Origin of the sequence: Phycicoccus jejuensis, from assembly GCF_044797865.1 — a bacterium.
Classification (GTDB): domain Bacteria; phylum Actinomycetota; class Actinomycetes; order Actinomycetales; family Dermatophilaceae; genus Phycicoccus; species Phycicoccus jejuensis.
On sequence record NZ_CP085209.1, the window covers coordinates 699,912 to 724,006 of the forward strand.

Annotated in this window: 21 protein-coding genes, 1 riboswitch and 1 other annotated feature; of the genes, 16 read left to right on the forward strand and 5 right to left on the reverse strand. The window is 65.2% G+C overall.

The genetic code is table 11. The features are described from left to right. The first annotated feature begins 53 nt into the window (after nucleotides 1-53). The 7 genes from LG324_RS03195 to LG324_RS03225 all read left to right on the forward strand — a co-directional run bounded on the left by LG324_RS03195 (nucleotide 54) and on the right by LG324_RS03225 (nucleotide 9,260). Complete coding sequence (locus tag LG324_RS03195; protein ID WP_239700637.1) at nucleotides 54-857, forward strand: FadR/GntR family transcriptional regulator; 804 nt, start codon at nucleotides 54-56, stop codon at nucleotides 855-857. Nucleotides 858-996: 139 nt separating this feature from the next. Then, a riboswitch (glycine riboswitch) is annotated at nucleotides 997-1,093 on the forward strand. Nucleotides 1,094-1,241: 148 nt separating this feature from the next. Continuing rightward, nucleotides 1,242-4,124, forward strand: coding sequence for an aminomethyl-transferring glycine dehydrogenase (gene gcvP / locus LG324_RS03200; RefSeq protein WP_192912063.1), 2,883 nt, complete (start codon nucleotides 1,242-1,244; stop codon nucleotides 4,122-4,124). Then, nucleotides 4,121-5,236, forward strand: coding sequence for a glycine cleavage system aminomethyltransferase GcvT (gene gcvT, locus LG324_RS03205; RefSeq protein ID WP_192912064.1), 1,116 nt, complete (start codon nucleotides 4,121-4,123; stop codon nucleotides 5,234-5,236). Before gcvP ends, gcvT begins: the two co-directional genes overlap by 4 nt. Before the next feature lie 60 nt (nucleotides 5,237-5,296). Next, complete coding sequence (gene gcvH, locus LG324_RS03210) at nucleotides 5,297-5,671, forward strand: glycine cleavage system protein GcvH (RefSeq protein WP_192912065.1); 375 nt, start codon at nucleotides 5,297-5,299, stop codon at nucleotides 5,669-5,671. A gap of 1 nt (nucleotide 5,672) precedes the next feature. After that, a complete protein-coding gene (glyA, locus tag LG324_RS03215) occupies nucleotides 5,673-6,944 on the forward strand; it encodes a serine hydroxymethyltransferase (protein ID WP_192912066.1) in 1,272 nt (423 codons plus the stop codon). 16 nt (nucleotides 6,945-6,960) lie between these two features. Continuing rightward, the gene (gene lipA / locus LG324_RS03220; protein ID WP_192912067.1) at nucleotides 6,961-7,890 is read left to right on the forward strand and encodes a lipoyl synthase; all 930 of its coding nucleotides are present in this window, start codon (nucleotides 6,961-6,963) and stop codon (nucleotides 7,888-7,890) included. Next, the gene (locus tag LG324_RS03225) at nucleotides 7,887-9,260 is read left to right on the forward strand and encodes an L-serine ammonia-lyase (RefSeq protein WP_192912068.1); all 1,374 of its coding nucleotides are present in this window, start codon (nucleotides 7,887-7,889) and stop codon (nucleotides 9,258-9,260) included. Before lipA ends, LG324_RS03225 begins: the two co-directional genes overlap by 4 nt. A 70-nt stretch (nucleotides 9,261-9,330) precedes the next feature. On the opposite strand, the gene LG324_RS03230 is transcribed toward LG324_RS03225, so the two are convergent. Continuing rightward, nucleotides 9,331-10,071 (reverse strand): FadR/GntR family transcriptional regulator, encoded by a 741-nt coding sequence (locus LG324_RS03230; RefSeq protein WP_192912069.1) that lies wholly within the window; start codon nucleotides 10,069-10,071, stop codon nucleotides 9,331-9,333. 529 nt (nucleotides 10,072-10,600) lie between these two features. On the opposite strand from LG324_RS03230, the gene LG324_RS03235 reads away from it, so the two are divergent. Beyond that, nucleotides 10,601-11,683: an IS110 family transposase gene (locus LG324_RS03235; RefSeq protein WP_192912052.1), complete on the forward strand. Its 1,083-nt coding sequence runs from the start codon at nucleotides 10,601-10,603 to the stop codon at nucleotides 11,681-11,683. Between the two features lie 23 nt (nucleotides 11,684-11,706). On the opposite strand, the gene LG324_RS03240 is transcribed toward LG324_RS03235, so the two are convergent. Further along, nucleotides 11,707-12,971 (reverse strand): IS3 family transposase gene (locus LG324_RS03240; RefSeq protein ID WP_404353117.1). Its coding sequence is split into 2 segments (ribosomal slippage): nucleotides 11,707-12,680 and nucleotides 12,680-12,971, totalling 1,266 coding nucleotides; the frame shifts between segments, so codons are not numbered across the junction. Then, nucleotides 12,559-12,687: a sequence feature (AL1L pseudoknot), on the reverse strand. (Overlaps the previous gene by 129 nt.) 59 nt (nucleotides 12,972-13,030) lie before the next feature. Continuing rightward, entirely contained in the window at nucleotides 13,031-14,113 is a 1,083-nt protein-coding gene (locus LG324_RS03245) for an IS110 family transposase (protein ID WP_192912052.1), read from the reverse strand. Nucleotides 14,114-14,605: 492 nt separating this feature from the next. On the opposite strand from LG324_RS03245, the gene LG324_RS03250 reads away from it, so the two are divergent. Continuing rightward, nucleotides 14,606-16,189 (forward strand): P-loop ATPase, Sll1717 family, encoded by a 1,584-nt coding sequence (locus tag LG324_RS03250; protein WP_404351717.1) that lies wholly within the window; start codon nucleotides 14,606-14,608, stop codon nucleotides 16,187-16,189. Between the two features lie 9 nt (nucleotides 16,190-16,198). After that, complete coding sequence (locus LG324_RS03255; RefSeq protein ID WP_404351719.1) at nucleotides 16,199-16,969, forward strand: FRG domain-containing protein; 771 nt, start codon at nucleotides 16,199-16,201, stop codon at nucleotides 16,967-16,969. A 128-nt stretch (nucleotides 16,970-17,097) separates the two neighbouring features. Here LG324_RS03255 and LG324_RS03260 read toward each other — a convergent pair whose 3' ends face one another. Next, the gene (locus LG324_RS03260) at nucleotides 17,098-17,592 is read right to left on the reverse strand and encodes a putative immunity protein (RefSeq protein WP_404351721.1); all 495 of its coding nucleotides are present in this window, start codon (nucleotides 17,590-17,592) and stop codon (nucleotides 17,098-17,100) included. A gap of 334 nt (nucleotides 17,593-17,926) precedes the next feature. On the opposite strand from LG324_RS03260, the gene LG324_RS03265 reads away from it, so the two are divergent. From LG324_RS03265 to LG324_RS03275, 3 genes are read left to right on the forward strand one after another with little or no spacing between them, the layout of a single operon-like run. Continuing rightward, entirely contained in the window at nucleotides 17,927-18,799 is an 873-nt protein-coding gene (locus LG324_RS03265; RefSeq protein ID WP_404351723.1) for a tyrosine-type recombinase/integrase, read from the forward strand. A gap of 58 nt (nucleotides 18,800-18,857) precedes the next feature. Further along, nucleotides 18,858-19,181: a hypothetical protein gene (locus tag LG324_RS03270; RefSeq protein WP_404351725.1), complete on the forward strand. Its 324-nt coding sequence runs from the start codon at nucleotides 18,858-18,860 to the stop codon at nucleotides 19,179-19,181. Continuing rightward, nucleotides 19,165-19,410 (forward strand): hypothetical protein, encoded by a 246-nt coding sequence (locus tag LG324_RS03275; protein WP_404351727.1) that lies wholly within the window; start codon nucleotides 19,165-19,167, stop codon nucleotides 19,408-19,410. Before LG324_RS03270 ends, LG324_RS03275 begins: the two co-directional genes overlap by 17 nt. Nucleotides 19,411-19,429: 19 nt before the next feature. Here LG324_RS03275 and LG324_RS03280 read toward each other — a convergent pair whose 3' ends face one another. Further along, complete coding sequence (locus LG324_RS03280; protein ID WP_404351729.1) at nucleotides 19,430-20,629, reverse strand: IS110 family transposase; 1,200 nt, start codon at nucleotides 20,627-20,629, stop codon at nucleotides 19,430-19,432. Between the two features lie 528 nt (nucleotides 20,630-21,157). On the opposite strand from LG324_RS03280, the gene LG324_RS03285 reads away from it, so the two are divergent. The 3 genes from LG324_RS03285 to LG324_RS03295 all read left to right on the forward strand — a co-directional run bounded on the left by LG324_RS03285 (nucleotide 21,158) and on the right by LG324_RS03295 (nucleotide 24,095). Next, entirely contained in the window at nucleotides 21,158-21,598 is a 441-nt protein-coding gene (locus tag LG324_RS03285; RefSeq protein WP_215512004.1) for a helix-turn-helix transcriptional regulator, read from the forward strand. A 1,367-nt stretch (nucleotides 21,599-22,965) separates the two neighbouring features. Then, nucleotides 22,966-23,364, forward strand: coding sequence for a hypothetical protein (locus LG324_RS03290; RefSeq protein WP_404351731.1), 399 nt, complete (start codon nucleotides 22,966-22,968; stop codon nucleotides 23,362-23,364). A 92-nt stretch (nucleotides 23,365-23,456) separates the two neighbouring features. After that, complete coding sequence (locus tag LG324_RS03295) at nucleotides 23,457-24,095, forward strand: SAF domain-containing protein (protein ID WP_404351733.1); 639 nt, start codon at nucleotides 23,457-23,459, stop codon at nucleotides 24,093-24,095.

Below are 24,095 nucleotides of genomic sequence, written 5' to 3' on the forward strand. Positions count from 1 at the left end.
TTCCGGGAGCATTAGCGAGCGATGGCACCAAGGTCGCGACTATGGTGACCGAAATGAATGACGAGTCCGCCAACGAGGCCCTGCTCCGACCGGTGCGGTCGGGCAATGTCTTTGAAGAGACCGTCAACCGGCTATTGCAGCTGGTGTGGCTTGGCGTGTACGAGCCCGGTGACGCCCTGCCGCCCGAGCGGGAACTCGCAAGTAAACTGGGAGTGGGCAGGGACACCGTCCGGCAGGCGATCAAGTCACTATCGGACGCGGAATACTTCACCACCAAGCGCGGACGGTACGGAGGGACGTTTTTCGCAGACACGGTGCCGAGGCGCCACTCGACGGTGTCGAGACGTGTGTGGACGCCAGCGGACATTGCTGACCTGCTCGGCATGCGTGAAGTCCTCGAGGTTGGGGCCATCCGGTTGGCTTCGAGGCGAACCCTGACGGCTGTGGAGCGCGACGTGCTGTGGATGCGTCTCAGTGAGGTTGAGCAGGCCGGACCGGACGATTATCGAAGGCTGGACTCTCGCCTGCACCTGACTTTTGCAGAACTGGCAGGGGTACGAACGTTGACCCCACTGTTAGCCGACAACCGTATGGCGCTCAACGAACTGCTCGATCAGATACCGCTGCTCGGCCCCAACATTGCGCACTCCAACCACCAGCACCGTGCCGCCGCGATGGCCGTGCTGACAGGCGACGAGTCAGGCGCAGCCGGAGCAATGCAAGAACACCTGTCGGGGACGGCGGCCCTTCTCCATGGGTTCCTGGACGGGGCGCCGACGCGCCAGGGCAACGAGGATCGCGACGCGACCGATCTTGTTGAGACCGGTCCCCATGGGCCGCCCGGGCTCCCCTCCTAACGCACCCTGTCGACGTGTCCTTACAGCTTGACCCACCAGGGTCGCGATACTTTCGCTGAGCTCCATCCCGTGGTCCGTTGACATCACTCGGTGCCACGACTACGTTCTAGACTTAGATAACTGAAGACTATTCGCCGCTTGAACCACAGCGGGAGAGTCCTTCCTCTACTCGAGGGGGGCGCCGAAGGAGCAACTCTCCCCGAGAATCTCTCAGGCCCCGTTACCGCTGTCGTGAGGCGAACTCTGGAAAGTCAGGACTAGTGTCCTGCACCCACGGTGCAAGTTGCCCACTCGGCAGCGAAGCTCTCAGGTTTTCCGATGACAGAGCGGGGAGGCCACCCACCAGGTGTCGCATTCGCGGCCCTAGGACCAGGAGCCTCTGCTATGACATCGTTGAGTGCAGACGACTACGACCGCGGTTTTGTTGGTCGTCACATCGGTATTGACGCCGAAAGTCGCGCCAAAATGCTCGCCGAGATCGGTTTTCCGGATCTGGACAGCTTGATCGACACGGCTGTCCCTGGGAAGATCCGCACCACCAGCGGTCTTCGTCTGCCGGAACCGGCCACGGAGGCCGAAGCGGCCGGAGAACTGGCGACCCTTGCGGGAAGCAATGTCGTTTCGGTGCCAATGATCGGTCTCGGCTATTACCCATCGCTTACCCCAGCGGTGATCCGGCGCAACGTGCTTGAGGATCCGGCCTGGTACACGGCCTACACCCCTTACCAACCCGAAGTCAGCCAAGGCCGACTTGAGGCGCTGCTGAACTTCCAGACGATGGTCGGCGATCTGACGGGTCTGCCCATGTCCAATGCCTCCCTTTTGGACGAGTCCACTGCAGTGGCGGAGGCCGTTATGGTCATGCGCCGCGGATCGACGTCAAAGTCCAGCAAGGTGCTGGTCGACACGGACACGTTGCCGCAAACCCTCGACATTCTTCGGACACGCGCCACGGCAGTTGGAGTGGAGGTCGTCGAAGTCGACGTTACCCAGCCGCTGCCGAAGGATGACTTCTTCGGCCTAGTTGTCTCCTACCCCGGCGCCTCCGGAGCGGTCCGTGACCACCGGCACCTCGTGCGCAGCGCGCAGGACCGCGGCGCCCTAGTCACCATCGCCGCCGACCTTCTGGCCCTGACCATGTTTCTCTCGCCGGGAGAGTGCGGCGCCGATATTGCGGTCGGATCAACCCAGCGCTTCGGGGTGCCGTTGTTCTACGGTGGCCCTCACGCCGGTTACATCGCGGTGCGTGACGGGCTGCAACGTCACCTTCCCGGACGATTGGTAGGTGTCTCTCGGGACAGCGACGGGAAGCCCGCGTACCGCCTGTCGCTGCAAACGCGAGAGCAGCACATCCGTCGCGACAAGGCGACCTCCAACATCTGCACCGCCCAAGTGCTGCTGGCCGTCGTAGCTTCCATGTACGCGGTCTACCACGGCCCTGTCGGGCTGAGACGAATCGCGGAACGGGTCCACGCCCATGCCAACGCCATCGAAAGCGGGCTCCGAGAAGTTGGTATACCGGTCGTACATGGCGCTTACTTCGATACCTTGCTGGTGCGCGTCCCGGGCCATGCCGACGAGGTGCTCGCGGCCGCGGCCGCTAAGGGCCTGCGGCTGCGGGGGGTGGATTCCGACCACGTCGGAGTCAGTTGCTCCGAGATCACCACCAGCTCACACGTGGACCTGGTACTTGAGGCGTTCAGCACCCTTGAGCAGGTCGACGTGATGGATCAGCGGAAACCCGATGCCATGCCCTCGACGCTGCGGCGCGAGAGTCCGTTCCTCACGCATCAGGTTTTCCACAGCTATCGTTCAGAGACCGAGATGCTGCGGTACCTACGTCGCCTTTCGGCTCGCGACTTTGCGCTGGACCGAGGCATGATTCCGCTGGGTTCATGCACTATGAAACTGAATGCGACGACCGAGATGGAGCCGATAAGCTTGCCCGGCTTCGCGAACTTGCATCCGTTCGCCCCCGCCGAGGACGCCTCCGGATACACCGAGCTTGTGCGCCAATTGGAGGGGTGGTTGGCCGAAATTACCGGTTATGCCGCGGTGTCAATTCAGCCCAACGCCGGCTCGCAGGGGGAGTTAGCGGGACTTTTGGCCATTAGGGGTTGGCACCGGGATCGCGGAGACGAGCAGCGAGATGTCTGCTTGATCCCTTCTAGCGCGCACGGGACGAATGCTGCGTCCGCGGTCTTGGCGGGGATGCGAGTCGTTGTTGTGGGTTCTCACGACGATGGCACGATCGACTTGGGGGAGCTGGAAAAAAAGTGTATTGAGCACACTGACAACCTGGCCGCCATCATGGTGACCTACCCGTCGACGCATGGTGTCTACGAGGACAGCATCACCCAGCTCTGCGACGTCGTGCACGCGCATGGGGGACAGGTGTACGTGGATGGGGCAAATCTCAACGCCCTACTTGGTATCGCCAAGCCCGGCGAGTTCGGAGGCGACGTCTCCCACCTGAACCTGCATAAGACTTTTTGCATCCCCCATGGTGGAGGTGGACCCGGGGTCGGGCCGGTCGCGGTAGCGGAACACCTAGTTCCGTATATGCCGACCCACCCCTTACATCCAGACGCCGATCGTCGCGGGAACCACGGAAGCATCAGCGCTGCTCCCTACGGGTCAGCCGGGATCCTTCCCATCCCGTGGGCGTACATCCGGATGATGGGTGGCTCCGGCTTAACCGAGTGCAGTCACGTTGCCGTGCTGAACGCGAACTATGTCGCCCATCGACTGGCGTCACACTTCCCAATTCTGTTCACCGGCGAAGATGGGTTGGTCGCACACGAGTGCATCGTCGACATCCGACCAGCCACTGCGAAGACCGGGGTCACCGTCGAGGATGTCGCCAAACGGCTGATCGACTACGGCTTCCACGCCCCCACGATGTCTTTCCCGGTCGCGGGCACGCTGATGATCGAGCCGACCGAGTCTGAGAGCCTCGCGGAGATCGACCGGTTCTGTGATGCGATGATCGCAATTGCAGCCGAGATAAAGCAGGTAGCCGCGGGCACTTGGTCGGTGGAGGAGAGTCCGCTGCGCCACGCGCCCCACACCTTGGCGGATCTCGTGGGTCAATGGGGGCGCTCGTACCCGAGAACAGTCGGCGCGTTCCCGGCCGGTGTGGATCCCGACAAGTACTGGCCTCCCGTGGGGCGCATCGAGAACGCGCATGGTGACAGGAACCTCGTCTGCTCTTGCCCGCCCCCTGAAGCGTTTGCCGCTGTGGGACCACAGGGAGCTTCGGCATGACGTCGCCTCTAGCGGCAAGGACCACACCGCTGCATGACATTCATCGGCAACTCGGCGCGACGCTTACAGACTTCGCCGGCTGGTCTATGCCGCTGAAGTACACGTCTGAAGTCGCAGAACACCACGCGGTCAGACGCGCGGCGGGGATGTTCGATCTGTCCCACATGGGTGAACTCGAGTTGAGTGGCCCCGAGGCCGGAGCCGCCCTCGACTACGCCTTGGTCAGTATGCCGTCACGGATGCAGGTTGGTCAGGCCCGCTACTCCATGCTGGTTTCCGCCAACGGCGGCATCCTCGACGACCTCATCGTGTACCGACTCACTCAAGAGAAGTTCATGGTTGTGGCCAATGCCGCCAATGTGCGAAGGGTGTACGAGGAACTGGTGGCACGGGCAAGCGGTTACACGAGCGAGGTTCGCGACGCCTCCGCGGAGTGGGGCCTGATCGCGGTCCAGGGGCCCTCGTCGGCGCTGATTGTCGCCGAGGCGACCGGGGATGACGTGTCGGGTCTCACCTATTACTCGGTCGCTGGAGCCAGGGTGGGCAAGCATGATGTGCTGCTGGCCCGTACCGGGTATACCGGCGAGGACGGCTTCGAGGTGTACTGCGCGGCGGACGCCGCCGTTGAGGTCTGGTCGGAGTTCGCCGTTCTGGGCAGCCCGCATGGGCTGGTCCCCGCTGGACTTGCCTGCCGTGACTCCCTTCGGCTCGAGGCGGGTATGCCACTTTATGGTCAGGAGCTGACCTCTCAATTAACTCCGTTTGACGTCGGTCTCGGCAAGGTGGTCGTGCACGACAAGCCCGCCGGCAGTGTCGGTGCTGCGGCGCTCTTAGAAGCCCGTGACGTCGACCGCGCTCGCCGTCTGATCGGTCTGGCTAGTGTCGGGAGGCGCGCACCGCGAACCGGACATGCCGTGCTCCGGCCCGGCACCGGTGAGCGAATTGGGACCGTTACCAGCGGTGTCCCGTCCCCGACCCTCGGGCATGCGGTCGCCATGGCAATCGTCGACGCAGACGACGTAGAACCAGGCACCAAACTTGAAATCGACGTCCGCGGGCGGACCGAGCAGGTCGAAGTAGTCAAGCTTCCGTTCTACCGACGCCACCGCTGATGCGCGGGTCGTGGCACGAACCCACCCGGGCAGACAACTACTAGCTTGCAGGAGATTCCTATGACCATCCCAACTGACCTCAGCTACACCGACCAGCACGAGTGGCTCAAGGTCGACGGCGACAACGCGCGCGTCGGAGTGACCGCTTACGCATCCGAAGCCCTCGGCGACGTCGTGTTCATCGAGCTCCCGGCCATCGGCAGCAAACTTTCTGCTGGCGAGCCCTGCGGCGAGCTTGAATCCACAAAGTCCGTCAGCGATCTCTTTTCTCCTGCTAACGGAGAAGTTGTCGAGATCAACCAGGCGGTCGTGGACAACCCGCAACTGCTCAACGACGACCCGTTTGGTACCGGATGGCTTTTCGTCATGCGCTTAGAGGGCGAAGCCCCGCTGCTGGATGCTACGGCCTACGCCAAACTTACGACCGAGGGCTGAGATGACCATGCTTAACGAGTCTTTGGCGTCCTACGACCCGGAAGTTCACGCCGCGATCCGAGCGGAACTAGACCGTCAGCAGTCCACCCTGGAACTCATCGCAAGCGAGAATTTCGCACCCGTTGCGGTGATGGAGGCTCAGGGGTCGGTCCTGACGAACAAGTACGCGGAAGGCTACCCCGGACGGCGTTACTACGGGGGATGCGAGCACGTCGACACCATCGAGCAGCTCGCCATCTCGAGAGTAAAGGAGCTGTTCGGCGCGGAGCACGCCAACGTTCAGCCCCATTCTGGCGCCCAGGCTAACGCCGCCACCATGGCCGCCCTGCTCCAGCCGGGTGACACCATCCTCGGTCTGGACCTGGCACATGGCGGACACCTCACTCACGGCATGCGCCTCAACTTCTCAGGCAAGCTGTACAACGTCGCGGCCTATCACGTCGACGACACCACCTACCGCGTGGACATGGAGGAAGTACAGCGATTGGCGGTCGAACATCGGCCGAAACTGATCGTAGCCGGTTGGTCGGCCTACCCGCGCCACCTGGACTTCGCCCATTTCCGCAAGATCGCCGATGAGGTGGACGCGTACCTCATGGTCGACATGGCCCACTTCGCCGGCCTCGTCGCGGCTGGCCAGCATCCCAACCCCACGCCTTTTGCTGATGTCGTGACCACCACCACCCACAAGACGCTCGGCGGGCCCCGCGGTGGTGTCATTCTCACGAATCGTGCGGATCTGGCAAAGAAACTCAACAGCGCCGTATTCCCCGGCCAACAAGGTGGGCCTCTTGAGCACGTGATCGCGGCGAAGGCCGTGGGTTTCAGAATGGCCGCGTCGCCAGAGTTCCGCGACCGACAGATCCGCACCCTGCTGGGGGCAAGCATCATTGCCGATCGGCTGGCTGCTCCAGGCATGGCAGAGGCCGGGGTATCGGTGCTCACAGGAGGCACCGAGGTCCACCTGGTGCTGGTAGACCTTCGTGAGTCGGAGCTCAACGGTCAGGAGGCCGAGAACCGGCTCCATTCAATTGGACTCACTGTGAACCGGAACGCCGTGCCATTCGATCCCCGCCCGCCGATGGTCACCTCGGGGTTGCGTATCGGCACCCCGGCGCTCGCTACGCGGGGGTTCACGGAGCAGGACTTCGCGGAGGTCGGTGACATCATCGCCGAGTCGCTGGTGCCAGCGTTCGACGACAAGGTGGCGAACCGGTTACGTGACCGCGTAATCAACCTAGCGGCCGCTCGACCGCTGTACCCGGAGCTCTAGGATGACTAGCGCAACTATGAACCTCCCGCCGGAGGGGCGTAAGTTGCTGCGGCTCGAGGTACGCAACTCCGAGACCCCGATCGAGCGCAAGCCGGAGTGGATCAAGACCCGGGCGAAGATGGGACCGGAATACACCGCGCTGCAGAGCCTGGTGAAGTCCGAGGGCCTGCACACGGTGTGCCAGTCCGCGGGCTGTCCCAACATCTTCGAGTGCTGGGAGGACAAGGAAGCCACCTTCCTCATCGGTGGCGACCAGTGCACCCGCCGCTGCGACTTCTGCCAGATCGACACCGGCAAGCCGCAGCCCCTCGACCGTGACGAGCCCCGCCGCGTCGCCGAGTCGGTGCAGAAGATGGAGCTGAAGTACGCCACCATCACCGGGGTCGCGCGCGACGATCTGCCCGACGGTGGCGCCTGGCTCTACGCCGAGACGGTCCGCGCGATCCACGAGCTCAACCCTGGCACCGGCGTGGAGAACCTCATCCCCGACTTCAACGGTGAGCCGCACCTCCTGCGCGAGGTCTTCGAGTCCCGTCCCGAGGTGCTCGCGCACAACGTCGAGACCGTCCCCCGCATCTTCAAGCGCATCCGTCCGGCGTTCCGCTACGAGCGCTCCCTCGACGTCATCACCCAGGCACGCGACTTCGGACTGGTGACCAAGTCCAACCTCATCCTCGGCATGGGCGAGACCCGCGAGGAGGTCAGCCAGGCGTTGCGCGACCTCCACGAGGCGGGGTGCGAGCTGATCACCATCACCCAGTACCTCCGCCCCTCGCTGCGCCACCACCCCGTCGAGCGGTGGGTCAAGCCCCAGGAGTTCGTGGAGCTCAAGGACGAGGCCGACCAGATCGGGTTCTCCGGCGCCCTGTCCGGTCCGCTGGTCCGCTCGTCCTACCGTGCGGGTCGCCTGTACAACTTGGCCATGAACCGGAGGAACCATCGATGACACTCAGTGCGTTCGACCTCTTCTCCATCGGAATCGGACCTTCGTCCTCACACACGGTCGGCCCTATGCGCGCCGCCAAACGTTTCGTCGATGATCTTGTGGCCACGGGGACGTTGGGTGACGTCAGGCGAGTACGGGCCCAGTTGTTTGGTTCTCTCGGGGCCACTGGTCGCGGCCACGGCTCGCCTAAGGCCGTCATCCTGGGTTTGGAGGGTGAAGACCCGGCCGAGGTGGACACAGATACCGTTGATGCCCGAGTCGCCCGCAACAACGCCGACGGGGTGATCACGCTTGCCGGCACGCACAAGGTCGGGTTCAATTCCAAGACAGATTTGGTGCTGCACCGACGCAAGTCACTGCCTGCGCATCCCAACGGAATGACCTTCGAGGCCTACGACGCTGGCGGGTTCATCGTGGCCGAACGCTCGTACTACTCCGTGGGCGGCGGCTTCGTCGTCGACGAAAGCGCAACAGGCGCCGACCGCCTGGTGCCAGATTCGACCCCTGTCCGCTTTCCCTTCACCACCGGCCGGGAGCTCCTGTCCATCTGCGCCCGTGAGGGTCTGAGCATCAGCGACGTGATGCTGGCCAACGAGCTGGCGTGGCGCACCGAGGCGCAGATCCGACAGGGTCTACTTCATTTGTGGTCGGTAATGGCGGCTTGTGTGGAGACAGGGTGCCGCCGAGAGGGCGTCCTCCCCGGCGGGCTCAACGTGCCCCGGAGAGCACCAGAACTATACCGCGACCTCACGAGCGGGCGGGGATCCGATGACCCCTTGAGGGTCATGGATTGGGTGAACTTATTCGCGTTGGCCGTGAACGAAGAAAACGCATCCGGCGGACGCATTGTCACCGCACCGACTAACGGCGCGGCGGGGATTGTCCCGGCTGTGCTGCACTATTACGTGCGGTTCGTGCCCGGCGCGGACGACGATGGGATCGTGCGTTTCCTGCTCACAGCTGCGGCCGTCGGCATCCTTTTCAAAGAGAATGCGTCTATATCAGGGGCCGAGGTCGGCTGCCAGGGCGAGGTCGGATCGGCCTGCTCCATGGCTGCTGGGGCCCTGTGTGAAGCGCTGGGCGGAACTCCTGAACAAGTAGAAAATGCCGCCGAAATCGGCATCGAGCACAATCTAGGACTGACTTGTGACCCCATCGGCGGCCTGGTGCAGATCCCGTGCATTGAGCGCAATGCGATCGCCTCGGTCAAGGCCATCAACGCGGCACGGCTAGCTTTGGGCGGAGACGGTTCGCACAAGGTGAGCCTCGACAAGGCAATCCGGACGATGCGCGACACCGGCCGCGACATGCTCTCTAAGTACAAGGAGACCTCGCGTGGCGGCCTCGCCGTCAACCTGATCGAATGCTAACAAGCCTCAGTGAACACCGACGGCGCTTGAGGCCACCAACGGTTGCGTCGACCTGCCTGCGGAATCGGAACTAGGGGGTGCGCTCTCCCCTGCGATGCAGAGCACGTTCCTGCTCAGTGTGGCTCAGGATCGATTCCACCTCAGCACGAGCCCGCACGATATGAAGCATCATCGCGTCAGCTGCAGCTGGTGGTTCGCGTCGCTCGATAGCCTGCAGTACGGCGGCGTGGTCATGGATGGACGATCGCTGCAGCGGTGTAAATGAGCGCCGATCAAGCGTGGAGAAGGCTACCGCTCGGGCGTCTTCGATGGCTTGTCGGAGGAGGTGATTGCCGCTCATTCGCGCGACGGTCAGGTGAAATTTCGAGTCTGCCCGGCGGAAACTGTGTACGTCAGTGCTTCTGGCCATAGCAGCCTGACAAGCGGTCAGCTCGTCGAGGTCCACTTCAAGGTGTCGTTCGGCGGCTAGTCGTGCGGCCGTGGACTCCAGCGCCAATCGCAACTCGAAGACCTCACGGACCCTTTCTTCATGTCCGGAATCTGCGCCTCGCAGACCGTCGATGTTGGGTGCCACGGTTGTCCCGCCGCTGCCACGTCTAGTCACCAACAAGCCCTCGCCCTGCAGGACTCGCAGCGCTTCTCGGACTGTCACCCGGGACACGCCCATACCCTGAGAAAGAGCTCGTTCGGCTGGAAGCCGATCTCCTGGAACAAGCAGCCCCAGGGTCAAGGCGCGCTGGATCCGCTCCACGACGGCCGCGTATGCGGGCGGCGTGTGAAGCGGGGCCACGAGGAAATCGTCATGTGACATCGCTTGCACCATACTCGTCCGACCCCTAAGGTCCCTTGGTATGCAAACCGCACCAAGGAAGCCGGGCTGATCCCGCTGACACGTTGGCGTCGAGTCCGGGGCCATTCCTCGAGCGGCGCCGCTTAGGACCTGTGGCACGTACCGCCACTATTTGCTCGTTGGCTATCCGTTATAGGGACTCGACGAAGTGCAGTCGCCTTCCAGGCCGCGTCGGGATCTGAATAGCCTGTAAGTCTTCGTCTCGGCTGGCCTGGGGCTGGCTGGCAGGGTTGGCGTCGGTCACCCGGTGCGCGTTGTGACTCCTGAATCGCCTGACCCCCCTTGGGGGTGTCATGCCTGGGATCTGTCCAGCGTGCGCTGGGTGCCGGCGCCGACCCTGGCCCACAACGATGGCTTGATCAGAAGCATGTCCACCAACGGGATTGCCGTCCCGGTGGTGTGACTCATTACAGGCCCGCCTCGTCGTGACTTCTCACCCGGGCTGACGCCGGCAACGACGTCCAACCCGAACAAGTGAGGAGAACATCGCATGCCCAGTCTGCCGGTCACGGTGGCTGAGACCTACCGCTACGTCGTAGGGGTCGACACCCACGCCGCAACCCACAGCTACGCCGTCGTCGATGACCGCGGGGCACTGCTCGACCAAGCCACCTTCCCGACCTCCCCGGCCGGGCTGCGTCGCGCGAGGGACTGGATCGGTCGCCGCACCCAAGGTGATCTCGACTCGGTGCTGATCGCCGCCGAAGGAACTGGCTCCTACGGGGCTGTTCTCAGCGACGTCCTGTCTGATGCGGGCTACCGCGTGGTCGAAGCACCAACCCCTCGGCGCGAACGTGGCCGCGGGAAGACCGACGCTCTTGACGCTGTCCTCGCTGCCCGTGCCAGCTTGGTCATGCCGCTGGCCTCGCTACGTGATCGCCGCGCCGGTCAAGCGCACACCGCGCTGCGGGTCCTCACCGTCGCCCGTGAGCACCTCAACGTCGAGCGGACCAGGTGCATCAACGCACTGACCTCGATGCTGCGCAGTCACGACCTCGGCGTCGATGCCCGAAAGTCTCTGACTTCCCAGCAGGTCACCACCATCGCTGGATGGCGACGTCGCGAGGAAGGGATCGGGACGGCGACCGCCCGCGCTGAGGCAGTCCGACTGGCCAAGCGCGTGCTCGTGCTCGATGAGGAGCTGTTCGAGAACCGTCAGCGACTGACCGAGATCGTCACCGCCGAGGCGCCCGAGCTCCTCGAATTGCGCGGCGTAGGCGCCGTCACCGCAGCCATCATCCTGACCGTCTGGTCCCACCCTGGACGCATCCGTAGCGAAGCGGCCTTCGCCGCGATCGCCGGCACTGCACCAATCCCCGCCTCGTCCGGCAACACCGTGCGTCACCGCCTCAACCGCGGCGGCGACCGCCGGCTCAACCGGGCACTGAACACCATCGTGCTGACCCGCATGCGAACTGACCCAGACACCCGGGCCTACGTCCAACGGCGCCTGGCCGAGGGCAAGACCAGCAAGGAAATCCGACGCTGCCTCAAGCGCTACGTCGGACGGCAGATCTTCCGCACCCTCGCCGCGACCCACCCAGGACCAGAAGTGCTCGCGCCAGCTGCTTGACACGACATAGAAGCATCCCGGGTTTAGTGGAGGGCGGGTTCTCCCGGTAGCGGTTGCTGTCGGGGTGTGTTTCGACGGTAGTAGTGCTCTTCGTACTCGGCGGGCGGGAGATATCCCACGGCGCTGTGCAGGCGGTGCTCGTTGAACCAGTGAACCCAGGACAGGGTCGTCAGCTCCAGGTCGTCGACCGTGCGGAACGGGCCGTCGCGGCGGACGCACTCGGTCTTGTACAGGCCGATGATCGACTCGGCCATGGCGTTGTCGTAGGAGTCGCCCACGGTGCCGATCGAGGCCAGGGCGCCGGCGTCGGCGAGGCGGTCGGCGTAGCGTATGGCGGTGTACTGCGCCCCGGCGTCGGAGCGGTGGACCACTCCGGTCACGTCGTGCCCGGCGCGGGAGCGGACCCACAGCGCCATCTCCAGGGCGTCCAGGGGCAGCTCGGTGGGCATCCGGTTCGCGGTGCGCCAGCCCACGATGCGGCGGGAGTAGACGTCGGTGACGAACGCGGTGAAACACACCCCGGCCCACGTCGGCACGTAGGTGAAGTCGACCACCCACAACCGGTTCGGGGCCGGCGCGGTGAAGTCCCGCTTGACCAGGTCCTCCGGCCGGGCGGCCGCGGGGTCGGGCACCGTCGTCTTCCAGGTGCGGCCACGGGTCGCCCCGCGCAACCCGGCCTGGCGCATCAGGCGTTCCACCGTGCAGCGGGCCACCTCGTGCCCGTCGCGGCGCAGCAGGTGCCACACCTTCCGGTACCCGGCCACGCCCCGGCCCTTGGTCCGGTCGGCGTGCACCGCGGTGATCAGTTCGAGCAGCTGGGCGTCGCGAACCGCCCGAGCCGACGGTGGGCGGCCGATCGCCGCGTAGTAGGCGGACGGGGCGATCTTCACGCCGTGCTCGGTCAGCACGCGACAGATCGGCTCGACCCCGAACCGGTCGCGGTGGTCGGCGATGAACGCGATCACCACGGAAGTCGCGGGTCGAGCTCCCGCGCGAAGAACGAGGAGGCCGCCAACAAGATCTCATTGGCCCGCTTCAGCTCCTTGACCTCGGCCTCGAGGTCCTTGATCTTCTTGGCGTCATCGGTGGTGGTGCCCGCCCGACGGCCGGCATCGATATCGGCCTGCTTGACCCACCCGCGCAACGTGTCCGCGTTGACGCCGGTGCGCGACCCGATCCGCACCACCGCCGCGTTCACCGACAGCTCAGGGTCCTGCTCACGCGCCTCCACCACGAGCCTGATCGCTCGCTCCCGCAGCTCCTGCGGGTACTTCCTCGGTGCTGGCATGGTCATCATCCTTCGCGGATTCAGACCCTCCATCAACCCCGGGATGCTTCTATGTCGTGTCAAGCAGCTGGCGCGAGCACTTCTGGTCCTGGGTGGGTCGCGGCGAGGGTGCGGAAGATCTGCCGTCCGACGTAGCGCTTGAGGCAGCGTCGGATTTCCTTGCTGGTCTTGCCCTCGGCCAGGCGCCGTTGGACGTAGGCCCGGGTGTCTGGGTCAGTTCGCATGCGGGTCAGCACGATGGTGTTCAGTGCCCGGTTGAGCCGGCGGTCGCCGCCGCGGTTGAGGCGGTGACGCACGGTGTTGCCGGACGAGGCGGGGATTGGTGCAGTGCCGGCGATCGCGGCGAAGGCCGCTTCGCTACGGATGCGTCCAGGGTGGGACCAGACGGTCAGGATGATGGCTGCGGTGACGGCGCCTACGCCGCGCAATTCGAGGAGCTCGGGCGCCTCGGCGGTGACGATCTCGGTCAGTCGCTGACGGTTCTCGAACAGCTCCTCATCGAGCACGAGCACGCGCTTGGCCAGTCGGACTGCCTCAGCGCGGGCGGTCGCCGTCCCGATCCCTTCCTCGCGACGTCGCCATCCAGCGATGGTGGTGACCTGCTGGGAAGTCAGAGACTTTCGGGCATCGACGCCGAGGTCGTGACTGCGCAGCATCGAGGTCAGTGCGTTGATGCACCTGGTCCGCTCGACGTTGAGGTGCTCACGGGCGACGGTGAGGACCCGCAGCGCGGTGTGCGCTTGACCGGCGCGGCGATCACGTAGCGAGGCCAGCGGCATGACCAAGCTGGCACGGGCAGCGAGGACAGCGTCAAGAGCGTCGGTCTTCCCGCGGCCACGTTCGCGCCGAGGGGTTGGTGCTTCGACCACGCGGTAGCCCGCATCAGACAGGACGTCGCTGAGAACAGCCCCGTAGGAGCCAGTTCCTTCGGCGGCGATCAGCACCGAGTCGAGATCACCTTGGGTGCGGCGACCGATCCAGTCCCTCGCGCGACGCAGCCCGGCCGGGGAGGTCGGGAAGGTGGCTTGGTCGAGCAGTGCCCCGCGGTCATCGACGACGGCGTAGCTGTGGGTTGCGGCGTGGGTGTCGACCCCTACGACGTAGCGGTAGGTCTCAGCCACCGTGACCGGCAGACTGGGCATGCGATGTTCTCCTCACTTGTTCGGGTTGGACGTCGTTGCCGGCGTCAGCCCGGGTGAGAAGTCACGACGAGGCGGGCCTGTAATGAGTCACACCACCGGGACGGCAATCCCGTTGGTGGACATGCTTCTGATCAAGCCATCGTTGTGGGCCAGGGTCGGCGCCGGCACCCAGCGCACGCTGGACAGATCCCAGGCATGACACCCCCAAGGGGGGTCAGGCGATTCAGGAGTCACAACGCGCACCGGGTGACCGACGCCAACCCTGCCAGCCAGCCCCAGGCCAGCCGAGACGAAGACTTACAGGCGGTTCAGAGAGCCGCTCAACCTGCCAGCGCGGAGAGGCCGAGCTCGACATAGCCGCGCTGCGAGCCGGAGCCTCGCTCCGTGCGAGGCTAGGTCGGCACGCTGCCTCGGGCAATGGGAGATCTAGGGACGGCGTCTTAAGGTGTGTCGGGAGCAGCAACGATTCCGACGCACGATGACAGGGGTGCCATGGCCGAGCCATTTGAGGGGGAGGAGCCCTTCGGGAAGCCCGACGGGGCGTCTGACGACATCAATCCGTCGCGCAACGGAATCGTCAGGTTTCCTGCCCGGTTTGGGGGCGTGGCACGAGACCCTGGGGACGAGAAGGTTCGTGTCGTCGTCGGCCAGCTGGGCAGCGGAAAGTCGCTGCACCTGCGGCGGATGCAGAACCACGTCGCCCAGGATGACTCCTCCGGGGACCTTGCCACCGACGTGGAGACCAACTCTCAACTTACGACGGAGTCCGTCCTGAAGTTTGCGGAGTTGCTGAAGCTAAAGGGGGGGAACACTGAGGACTGGAAGGCGCTATGGAAGCGCGGGATCATTAGAAGCGCCGCGACCCAGATTCTGTTCTCGAAGCACATCCAAGGGGGCGCCGGCCAAGATGAGGGCCGCCAAGCACTGAGGAGGCACCTGAGATTCCTGGGGAACCCGGAGACGCCGCACAAGGTCACACAAGAGGTTCAACTGATTATCCAGTCTTACGACACCGAGCGGGCCCTTCGCCGCTATCTCAGCGACAAGCGCTGGATGGACATCGACAACTACGTCGCAGACGTGCTCAGCCAGTCCGCTGGACTATTTCTCTACATCGACGACGTGGACAAGAATTTCCGGTGGGCGCCTGCGCTGTGGATTCAATGTCAGCGCGGACTGTTCTACACGGTTATGGACATGCTGCGCGAGGAGCGCTACCGCGCCAAACTCCATGTCGTCATGGCCTTGCGAGACGTCGCCTTCTCCTCAGTCAAAGTTAGTGAGCATGCGGCACGCTACTTGGACAAGACGCACATCAACATTCTGTCCTGGAATCGGGCGTCTATGGACTACCTCCTAGAGGCCAAGCTGCGATCCCTTCCCGAGGACTACTTTAGCGATCCCGAGTCCCGCTCGGTCCAGTCTTGGCTCGGCGCGGCTTCGATTCGCAATAGCCGATCGAGCGCGGAACTCGAACCTCTAACCCAGTACCTAATCCGGCACACCAGTATGGTCCCCCGGGATCTCATCCGGATGGGCAACGATCTGTGTACGGAGATCCGAGCATCCAGCGGTGGCAAGCCCTCGGCCGAACGGATCCGCGAGATCGTTTCGGCCAACGGTGCTGCGGCTGCGAGTCGCCAGGCCGTCCAAAGCGCCAACCAAGCGCTTAGCGACGCGATTCCGCCGGACGCGTACCGCCACGACTACGACCACGTGTTTCTGGCGCCAAATATGTACGCCCTTCAGGAAGCGCGTGATCACGTCTTCGCGGCCATTGCCGCGGCTCCCACCGAGCACTTTGGACCCACAGAACTTGCGGCGATCGAATCCTTGGCCAAGGAGTCGTTCAACTCAGAGCAGGTCAGAATGGCTGACACCCTGTGGCAGCAAGGTTTACTTGGATACGTGGACGCCTCTGGCAGTGGGCACTTCTACAAGGTAGACAGCCTCGACGGGTCGAGCCTCGTAGTCCCTCGACACTCTGGGGTGGCTCACTACGTCTGGAACCCATTGGTGTTCGACTTGCAGCTGGGGATGCAGCCCACGCTGCCTCACCCGGTCTGGCCCAACTGAAGGAGCGGAGTGACTCAAAAAGGATGGTCTCAAGAGATCGGCCTAAGCGACTGGGGCGAGTACACCGAGTTTGTGCGCGATGTACTTGCTGATGGTCACAACGGACGCGCGCTAAACACCCTGTGGTTTCGCGGGCAGGGAGACGCGGATTGGCCTCTAATCGCCAGTTTTGACAGGATCTTCGGGCAAGTTGCGGGACGGCTTCGCGCCAAAGTATACGACTCGATGATCGATGTCTTTCGCGAACGCAGCGCGCTGCTCGGGAGCGTGGCAGACATGGGGCACGAGGAGCTCATCTGCGTAATGCAACATTATGGCGCTCCGACTCGCGTTCTGGACTGGTCGGGCAGCCCGTATGTCGCGGCGTACTTCGCCTTTGCTAGTGCTGGCTCGATGGGAGTGGAACGGAGTGACTCTGAGTGCGCTGTATTCATCCTGAACGCCGACCCTGAGTTATTCAAGGGCTTTCACACCGTCAAGTTGATCAACACAATCGCGCACGAGAACCCTCGGGCCGTAGCTCAACGGGGGCGCTTCACTCTGAATCTAAGTTCCGAGACGGATTTGGTCGCCGAACTGGGCAACCTGTCAGCCGCCGGCCGGGAGGATGACTCCTGGGTCATCACGAAGATCACGCTGCCTCGGGGGGATGCATCTCTGGCCCTGAGAGATTTGGAGCTCATGGGGCTGTCCTCCGAGTCGTTGTTCCCCGGGCTCGAGGGCGTTGCGCGTTACTCGTTCTTTCGCGCGTTGGACATGGCGGGGCTGTTGGACGGCTGACCCCGCCGGCCCGGCACCCAATGCGCGCTCCTCGGCATGACAGCACGGGTTGAGGCGCGTCACAGCGCCGCATGACGGGCGCATGTGCCTCCGGATGGGCTGTTCACGCGGGCCGACCCTGGGCCACGCTAGAAGTCGTGTCCCTTGACCAGGCGGATAAAAAGTCCAGTCCGTCGCTCCTCGATCTGGATTCGGTCCATCATCTCTGCGCGCAGATGCTCGGGGAGATGCCGCGCCTGCCACTCGCGCTCGTCGACGACCCGCTGCAAAACGTCTTCTCCGCCGGTCGCAGCGATCGCTTTCAACGCATACCAAGCCCCGCCGTAAGCATGCTGCGGAACGTGCGCGGTCGCAACGGCTTGACCGGCCGCATGCGCCGCTTCGCAGGCTGCTTTCTCTCGACCCTTGAGGTCCTTCGCCGCGGCATGCGCGTCGAGTGAGGCCTTTCGGATGACCGCCATGCTGAACTCGCCGGTCCGAACCCAGTCTGCTCCGGCTTCCAGAGCCGCTCGGGGACGGGAGTCGCCAGGGGCCACATCCTCGAACAGGTTCAAGACCCGCCCAGCGCAGTCCAGAGCCCAGATGGCCATCGCGCGCTGATCGTCCCGGCTGTACTTCTTCACTCCCAAAGTCTGCCCGAGGCTGCTGAGCCAACATTCGTCTGCGAACTCTTCCGGCATCAAGCTCGTCAAGCGGCAGCTGGTTGCTAGCGCGGGCATGCGTCTCGATCTGGCCATTGGCGACCCAGCGCTGCCCCCGGGCTGACGGAGGACCAGCTCGGACCTGCGTCTGTCCGCCGCCTGACGGGTCTGTTCGGAGCCGCGTGTCGGGACTAGCGTTCGCGTGGTCCGGGTGCCCGGTCGCTGTCGCGGCGGGCGGGTGCGGGCAGTGACTGGTCGCCGCGTGAGGTGTGCCATGTCCGCTTCTACTGCTGTGCTCCCGTTCCAGCCGTCCACCATGTCGACCGCTCAGCTGGCGGCAGTGTCCTACCTGGCGCGGTATTCGGGGCGGACGCACCGGTTGTACGCGTTTCAACTGCGGGAGTGGTTCTCCTGGTGTGAGGGGCACGGCTTGGACCCGCTGGTCCGGATCCAGCGCGCCCATGTGGAGCTGTACATCCGCGGGCTGGGGGAGAGGGGGCTGATGGACTCCTCGGTGGTGACGATGATGCACGGGGTGCGCGGGTTCTTCCGGTTCGCGCACATCGACGGCCTCGTCCCGGCCGACCCCGCCGTCTATGCGCGCCTGCCGAAGGTCCACCGCGATGAGTCCCGCACCCAGGGCCTCGACCGGCTGGAGCTGATCCGGTTCCTGCAGGTCTCCCAGACGATCACCGTCCACCACGGGGCGCTGGCGTTCCTGCTCGGGATCAACGCGCTGCGTGCGTCGGAGGCGGCGGCGGTGCGGATCGAGGACTACGCCGAGACGCTGCGTGGGCACCGGGTGCTGCGCCTGGTCGGCAAGGGCAACAAGCCGGCCACGATGCCGGTCACTGTCCCGGTGCTGCGGGTCCTCGAGGCCTGCCGCGGTGAGCGCGCCGACGGGCCGCTGATCCTCCGCCCCCAGAGCGGGAACCCCATCGACCGGCGCGACGTGTACCGGATGGTCGCCCGGATCGCGAAGGCCGCCGGGATCCCGCGGCACATCTCCCCGCACTCACTGCGGCACGCGGCGATCACCAACGCGCTCGACGCCGGGGTACCGCTACGGGACGCGCAGATCCTCGCCCGGCACGCCGACCCCCGCACCACCGAGCACTACGACCGGGCCCGCGGGAACCTCGACAGGCACGGCGTGCACTTCCTGACCGCCTACGTCGCCGGCGTCTGACCACGTGACTCCGAAGGAGTCTGTACTACATCGTGCGACGTTGCCGTACACTTCTCACATGGCCGAGGAGATCCGGTGGGACCCCGAGGCCATCGACTACATCCGCTCGCGTGGCGACCGCTACCCCGGCGCCGACAGGATCGAACCCGACTGGACTCAGGAGGTCATGCAAGATGTCGACCTCCTCGCGCTCGAACCGGACCCGAAGTCTCGGATGGGAGCGTCTCGGTTCATTGGCCACTCCCGCTCCGCCGGGCGGGTGATCGTCGTGATCGCCTACCGCGACCTCGACGGCGACCTCCACGGCATCAACGCCTGGCCCGCCACCGGCGCGGACCTCACGCTCTACCAGCAAGGAGACGATGATGGCCAAGACGATTGATCCAGCACTGGCCGAGAGGCTCCGGGAGGAGTCCGAGCAGACCAAGGCCGACACGTACCCCGCCGGAACCACCGGCCGCCGACCGAACCGGCAGAAGGTGTACTCGGTACGGCTCAGCGCCGAAGAGGAAGCCGAGGTTCAGCGCGTCGCCGCCGCCAGGCACCTCCCCGCCTCAACGCTCGTCCGCTCCTGGATCCTGGAGCGACTCGACCGGGAACGTTCCGCCTGAAGTAGGCTCCCCTCTGTTGTCAAGTGGCGGGTTCGAGGGGCCTGGGGCTGGTGGTCTTCCGTGGTGTCGTGGTCGCGGGTAGCGTCGTTGGTGCGGGTCCGGGAAGTGGCTGATCCGAAGTGTCGGTGTGCGGGTGGAAGCCGGCCGCGCTGGATATGAGTGACGCCCCGCGGTGCCCTCGCGGGCCCGCGTCCATGCCCGCCACGGCGTCGGCTCGGAGCTGGCGGAAGAGGGCGTCGGAGATGCGCCGTTTCAGGCAGCGCATGGCCTCCATCCGGGTCTTGCCGGCGGCGAGCTTGCGCCGGTAGTAGTCCCGGCCGGGTCCGTCGACGCGGATCTGGCAGGCGGCGGCGATGTGGATGACGTGGTTGGCCTTGCGGTTCCCGGCGCGGGAGAGCCGGTGGCGGATCTGCTCCCCGGAGGAGGCGTCCAGCGGTGCGGTGCCGGTCCAGGACGCGAACCGGTTGCGGTCGGTGAACCGGGCTACGTCGCCGACGTCGGCCAGGATCCGGGCGGCGACCACGGGCCCGACCCCGGTCAGGTCCATCAGGTGCGAACCGCGGGCGAGGACCAGGGCCTTGAGCTCCTTGCTCGAGGACTTGACCTTCTTCTCGATCGCGGCCATCTCGGCGAGGTACTCCAGCGCGAGGAGCTTGCGGGTCTTGCCGACCTGGTCCCGCGGCCGAACCGAGGCCAGGATGGCCTTGGCCTGTAGCACGGTGATGTCCTTCTTGGCCTGTCCCGGAAGCAGTTCGGACAGGACCCGGTGCAGCCGGTTGACTGCCTGGACCTTCGCTCGGGTCAGCTCCTCGCGGCGGTCGACCAGCATCCGCAGCACCTCGAGGTCGGCGTCGTAGGACAGCACCCGCAACCTGCGGTTGCGGACCGCGACCACCGCGACGGCGTGCGCGTCGTGGGCGTCGGTCTTGCGGTTGTGGCCGGTATCCAACAGCCTGGCCCGCGCGGACAGCTTCGCCGGCACGTCCACCACCTGCTCCCCGTCGGCCAGGAGCCGCTGACCCAGCGGGCGGCCGGTGCCGTTGCTGCCCTCGACCGCCCACACCCGCTCCGGGTAGGACGCCACGTGCCGGCGCATCGCGGCGTACCCGGCCTTGTCGGTGCCGAAGCGCCCGGTCGCCAGGACCGTCTCGGTCTCGTCGACCACCTCGATCGTGGCCGACAGCCGGTGCGGGTCGACCCCGATGAACACTCTCGCCATGACCTTCGCCCTTCCCGTCGTCGTTGTCGGGTTGACGCCGGGCGGGCATTGCTACTGAGAGCAGGGCAGTCCCCTCGGGAGCCACGCGCCGGCAACGGCACCCGGCGGGAGCAGACCGCAAGAGAGCCACACCCGTCACGCTGGTGGGCAGCCGCTAGGAGAGCCTCCCGCCGAGCACCTGGACCGAGTCTGGCCAGACACCGGCCCTACCGACAATCGTCAAGTAGCCGCATTAGGGGCGGTTGGCACGGCAGCGGAGACCACAAGGCCAGCGGACCAGGGTCATGCCGAGCCCTTGCTCGGCACCTGGCAGCGCAGGCCAGCAGCCGGGCGACGCGGCGCAAGACAACAGTAGGACGGAGCCGAGTAGCCGCAAGGTGTCGCCTCGCCGATATGACATCGTCCTGACGTGCAACCGTTGCTGTGACGGCGAGCAGCGACATGCAGCATTCCGAGGCGCTGGGCAGGTTTTGGTAGCTGCTTTCGCAGCCGCCGAGTAGCAAGCAGGTGACCATAGGATCTGGCTTGATGGAGACTGCTCCCGCACTCGACGGCGCCGCACTGCGCAGGGCTCGCGAGCGCGCGGGCTTGAGTCAGAGTGGGCTCGCGCGGGCGGCTGGTGTCGCAGACGGGCAGCGGATCTCGCGTTGGGAGCGGGGTGAGGCTCGTCCTCGGTCTGCGGCAGCGCTCAGGCAGGTCGCGGTGCTGTTACACGTGTCGCCTAGAAGCCTGCTCCTGCCACCTACGGGCCCCCCTTCCTTACGGTGGCTTCGATATGCCGCCGGCACCACGGTGGAAGAGCTGGCTGCCGCAATCCATGCGTCTCCCGGGACCGTAAAACGCTGGGAAGCATCAGGCCTGCTCAAGCCCACCGATTCCACGGTGTCCGCGGTCGCTGCTGCGCTGGGAGCCAGCGCCGACGATGTCCGAGAGGCCCTCCGTCAAGGCTCTGACAGTTCGAGCGCTTAAGGGGCTGAGTCGGCGCTCAGCGCGACGGTGTCGGGGTTGTGTGGTGCCATGGAATGCGTCGGCGATTGACCGACTCTTCTCCACGTGCATCGCGCGCGACGTTTGTGAGGGGGTGCAGTGAAACCCACATCGTTCACAGAGGCGTGTCGCACCTGTTGCCTAATGGTACCTCAGAGCCTAGGCTCTAAGTGAGCGTATGTCTGGCTGCTTGACCCCTCGTGGTGAGGCCGCTTGCTTAAGGGGTTTAGAGACCGTTGAGGAGAACTCATGAACGTAACCACTCGAGGCGCTACCGCGACAGTCGCCCTCGTCTCGGCGATCGTCTTGGGCGCGTGCGGTCCAGATGCGCCGACTCAAGAGCCAAGTGTGTCGCCGACATCAACCATGAGTTTGACTGCGTCGCCGAGTCCTAGCCCGTCACCTAGCGCGAAGCCGACAGACTCGAACTCGCCACAGGCGCGGGCCCAGGCGACAGTCGTGCAGTACTGGGCGATGCTCGACAATCTGGCTTCAGATCCTTCGACCTCACTCAGTGACCTAGCCACGGTGGCTCGGGGGAGTGCGCTGACTCAATGGCAGCAGATCCTTACCAAGCGCCGAGGGCAGCAGTACACACAGACCGGCAGGGTCAGTGTCGAAGACGCGAGAGTCAAGGCTAACGGTCCAGGGCGTTGGGATGTATCAGCGTGCATAGACGCCCGCGGGGCCAACGTCGTCGATAAGAACGGTAAGTCCGTTCGCGGGACGGGTCCCCTGCGGGTCAGGTCCATGTTCGTAGTAGAGCGCGACAGGGAGACCTACTTCGTCACCGAAGAGGATGTGGTGGAGGAGTGCTAGCAAGATCCCTAGTAGCGGCCTTGGTTGCCTCAGTTCCAGGTGTGTTGTTTCCGGTGCTGGCCGAAGCCGGTAAGCCAATCAGTTGTCCACCGGGCTCGGTCTGGGACTCAACCCAAGCCACGTGCGTCATTGTGGTCACGGATCCGGGTACACCCGGGGATGGAGGAGGAGCTGGGGGCGGAGGAGCTGGGGGAGGGGGAGGAGCAGGGGGAGGGGACAAACCGCCGGTCTGCCGCTTCACGGAGGAGGTTCCCTGTGAGAGTGCGGACGGCTTCGGATACTGGAGCAACAATCTCGGTTGCTACGTGGGGCCTTCGCATACTGACTACCCCCCCAACTCTCCTATCTGGCAGGGCCACCATCCCGAGGGCGCGATCTACAGCTGTTACAACCCGTTCATCGAGGGGACCCGGAACTACGACTTCTGGGCCGCGGCTCAGCCTGCCGGTCCGGCGGCTCCGCCGGACCCTCGTGTTCTTGCGGAGCGGGCAGTCGCCGAAATGGGTCTGCGGGCCATCACGATCGGCCTGGTGCCTGAGCCCGACGCGGGGAAGGTCGGGCTGGTCGGTGTTCCGAACTGGATGTGGGTGGAGGAGCCGAGCGAGAACACCTACGGTCCGATCACGCGTACGGCGACCGCGGGGGCTTACAGCGTGACGGCCACGGCGAAGGTCTCGAAGGTCGCGTGGGACATGGGCGATGGACAGGTCATTGCCTGTGACGCCGGCACGCCCTATCAGGACTCCCACGGCCTGAGCAGCTCCCCGACGTGTGGGCATACCTACACCCGCCAGGGCGAGTACACGGTGCGGGCCACGTCCTCGTGGGTGATCACGTGGGCCGGGATCGGGCAGAGCGGAACCATTCCGGTTGACCTCACCCAGACCGCGCAGGTGACGATTGGGGAAGCGCAGGTGTTGAAGCAATGACGACCCAACGAGAGGGCACGCGCCCAGCGGCCCCGTTCCGCTCACCGTCTCGCAACGGACACCAAAGGCCCGCTGGGGCCGTCCCCGTCGAGGTGGCCGGGGCGCTCCCGCAGCCGCCGAAGCCGCGCCGGCGCTGGGGGCTGTTCGCCGCGATGGTGGCACTTGTCTGCCTTGGCGCGCTCGGCAATCTGTGGCTGGTGCAGGCCACGAGCGACACCGCGACGGTGCTGGCCGCCAGGTCCACGATCGAGCGGGGGGCAGTGATCTCCGGGGATGACCTGGTGGCGGTCTGGGTGGGTGCCGACCCGTCTCTGCAGACCGTCGCCGCGGACCAGCTGGACGACATCGTCGGGAAGCGGGCCGCGGTCGACGTTGCGTCCGGGTCGCTGCTGACCCCCGGCTCGGTGACCAGCGAGGTCCTGCCGGCGGAGGGTTTCTCCCTGGTGGGTGTCTCGGTGACACCGGACCTCATGCCGGGAACCGCGCTGATGGCGGGCGACCTCGTCCGGGTGGTCGCCACGGCCGGTCAGCAGGGGGCCATCAACCCGGCGAAGACAGAGGTCGAGGCCGTCGCGGGTGAGGTGGTCTCGGCCGTCACGGGGGAGGACGTCACCGGCCAGGGGGCCTCCACGGTGGTCACCCTCCAGGTACCCGCCGAGGACGCGACCACCTTGGCGGCGATGGCGGCGACGGGGAACGCGGCCGTGGTCCTGGACTCGCGGGCACGGTGA

Excerpts from the sequence above, each read along its gene's own strand:
- LG324_RS03195 (WP_239700637.1), top strand. The coding sequence starts at position 54 with ATGAATGACGAGTCCGCCAACGAGGCCCTGCTCCGACCGGTGCGGTCG.
- gcvP (WP_192912063.1), top strand. The coding sequence starts at position 1,242 with ATGACATCGTTGAGTGCAGACGACTACGACCGCGGTTTTGTTGGTCGT.
- gcvT (WP_192912064.1), top strand. The coding sequence starts at position 4,121 with ATGACGTCGCCTCTAGCGGCAAGGACCACACCGCTGCATGACATTCAT.
- gcvH (WP_192912065.1), top strand. The coding sequence starts at position 5,297 with ATGACCATCCCAACTGACCTCAGCTACACCGACCAGCACGAGTGGCTC.
- glyA (WP_192912066.1), top strand. The coding sequence starts at position 5,673 with ATGACCATGCTTAACGAGTCTTTGGCGTCCTACGACCCGGAAGTTCAC.
- lipA (WP_192912067.1), top strand. The coding sequence starts at position 6,961 with ATGAACCTCCCGCCGGAGGGGCGTAAGTTGCTGCGGCTCGAGGTACGC.
- LG324_RS03225 (WP_192912068.1), top strand. The coding sequence starts at position 7,887 with ATGACACTCAGTGCGTTCGACCTCTTCTCCATCGGAATCGGACCTTCG.
- LG324_RS03230 (WP_192912069.1), bottom strand. The coding sequence starts at position 10,071 with ATGTCACATGACGATTTCCTCGTGGCCCCGCTTCACACGCCGCCCGCA.
- LG324_RS03235 (WP_192912052.1), top strand. The coding sequence starts at position 10,601 with ATGCCCAGTCTGCCGGTCACGGTGGCTGAGACCTACCGCTACGTCGTA.
- LG324_RS03245 (WP_192912052.1), bottom strand. The coding sequence starts at position 14,113 with ATGCCCAGTCTGCCGGTCACGGTGGCTGAGACCTACCGCTACGTCGTA.
- LG324_RS03250 (WP_404351717.1), top strand. The coding sequence starts at position 14,606 with ATGGCCGAGCCATTTGAGGGGGAGGAGCCCTTCGGGAAGCCCGACGGG.
- LG324_RS03265 (WP_404351723.1), top strand. The coding sequence starts at position 17,927 with ATGTCGACCGCTCAGCTGGCGGCAGTGTCCTACCTGGCGCGGTATTCG.
- LG324_RS03270 (WP_404351725.1), top strand. The coding sequence starts at position 18,858 with ATGGCCGAGGAGATCCGGTGGGACCCCGAGGCCATCGACTACATCCGC.
- LG324_RS03275 (WP_404351727.1), top strand. The coding sequence starts at position 19,165 with ATGGCCAAGACGATTGATCCAGCACTGGCCGAGAGGCTCCGGGAGGAG.
- LG324_RS03280 (WP_404351729.1), bottom strand. The coding sequence starts at position 20,629 with ATGGCGAGAGTGTTCATCGGGGTCGACCCGCACCGGCTGTCGGCCACG.
- LG324_RS03285 (WP_215512004.1), top strand. The coding sequence starts at position 21,158 with ATGGAGACTGCTCCCGCACTCGACGGCGCCGCACTGCGCAGGGCTCGC.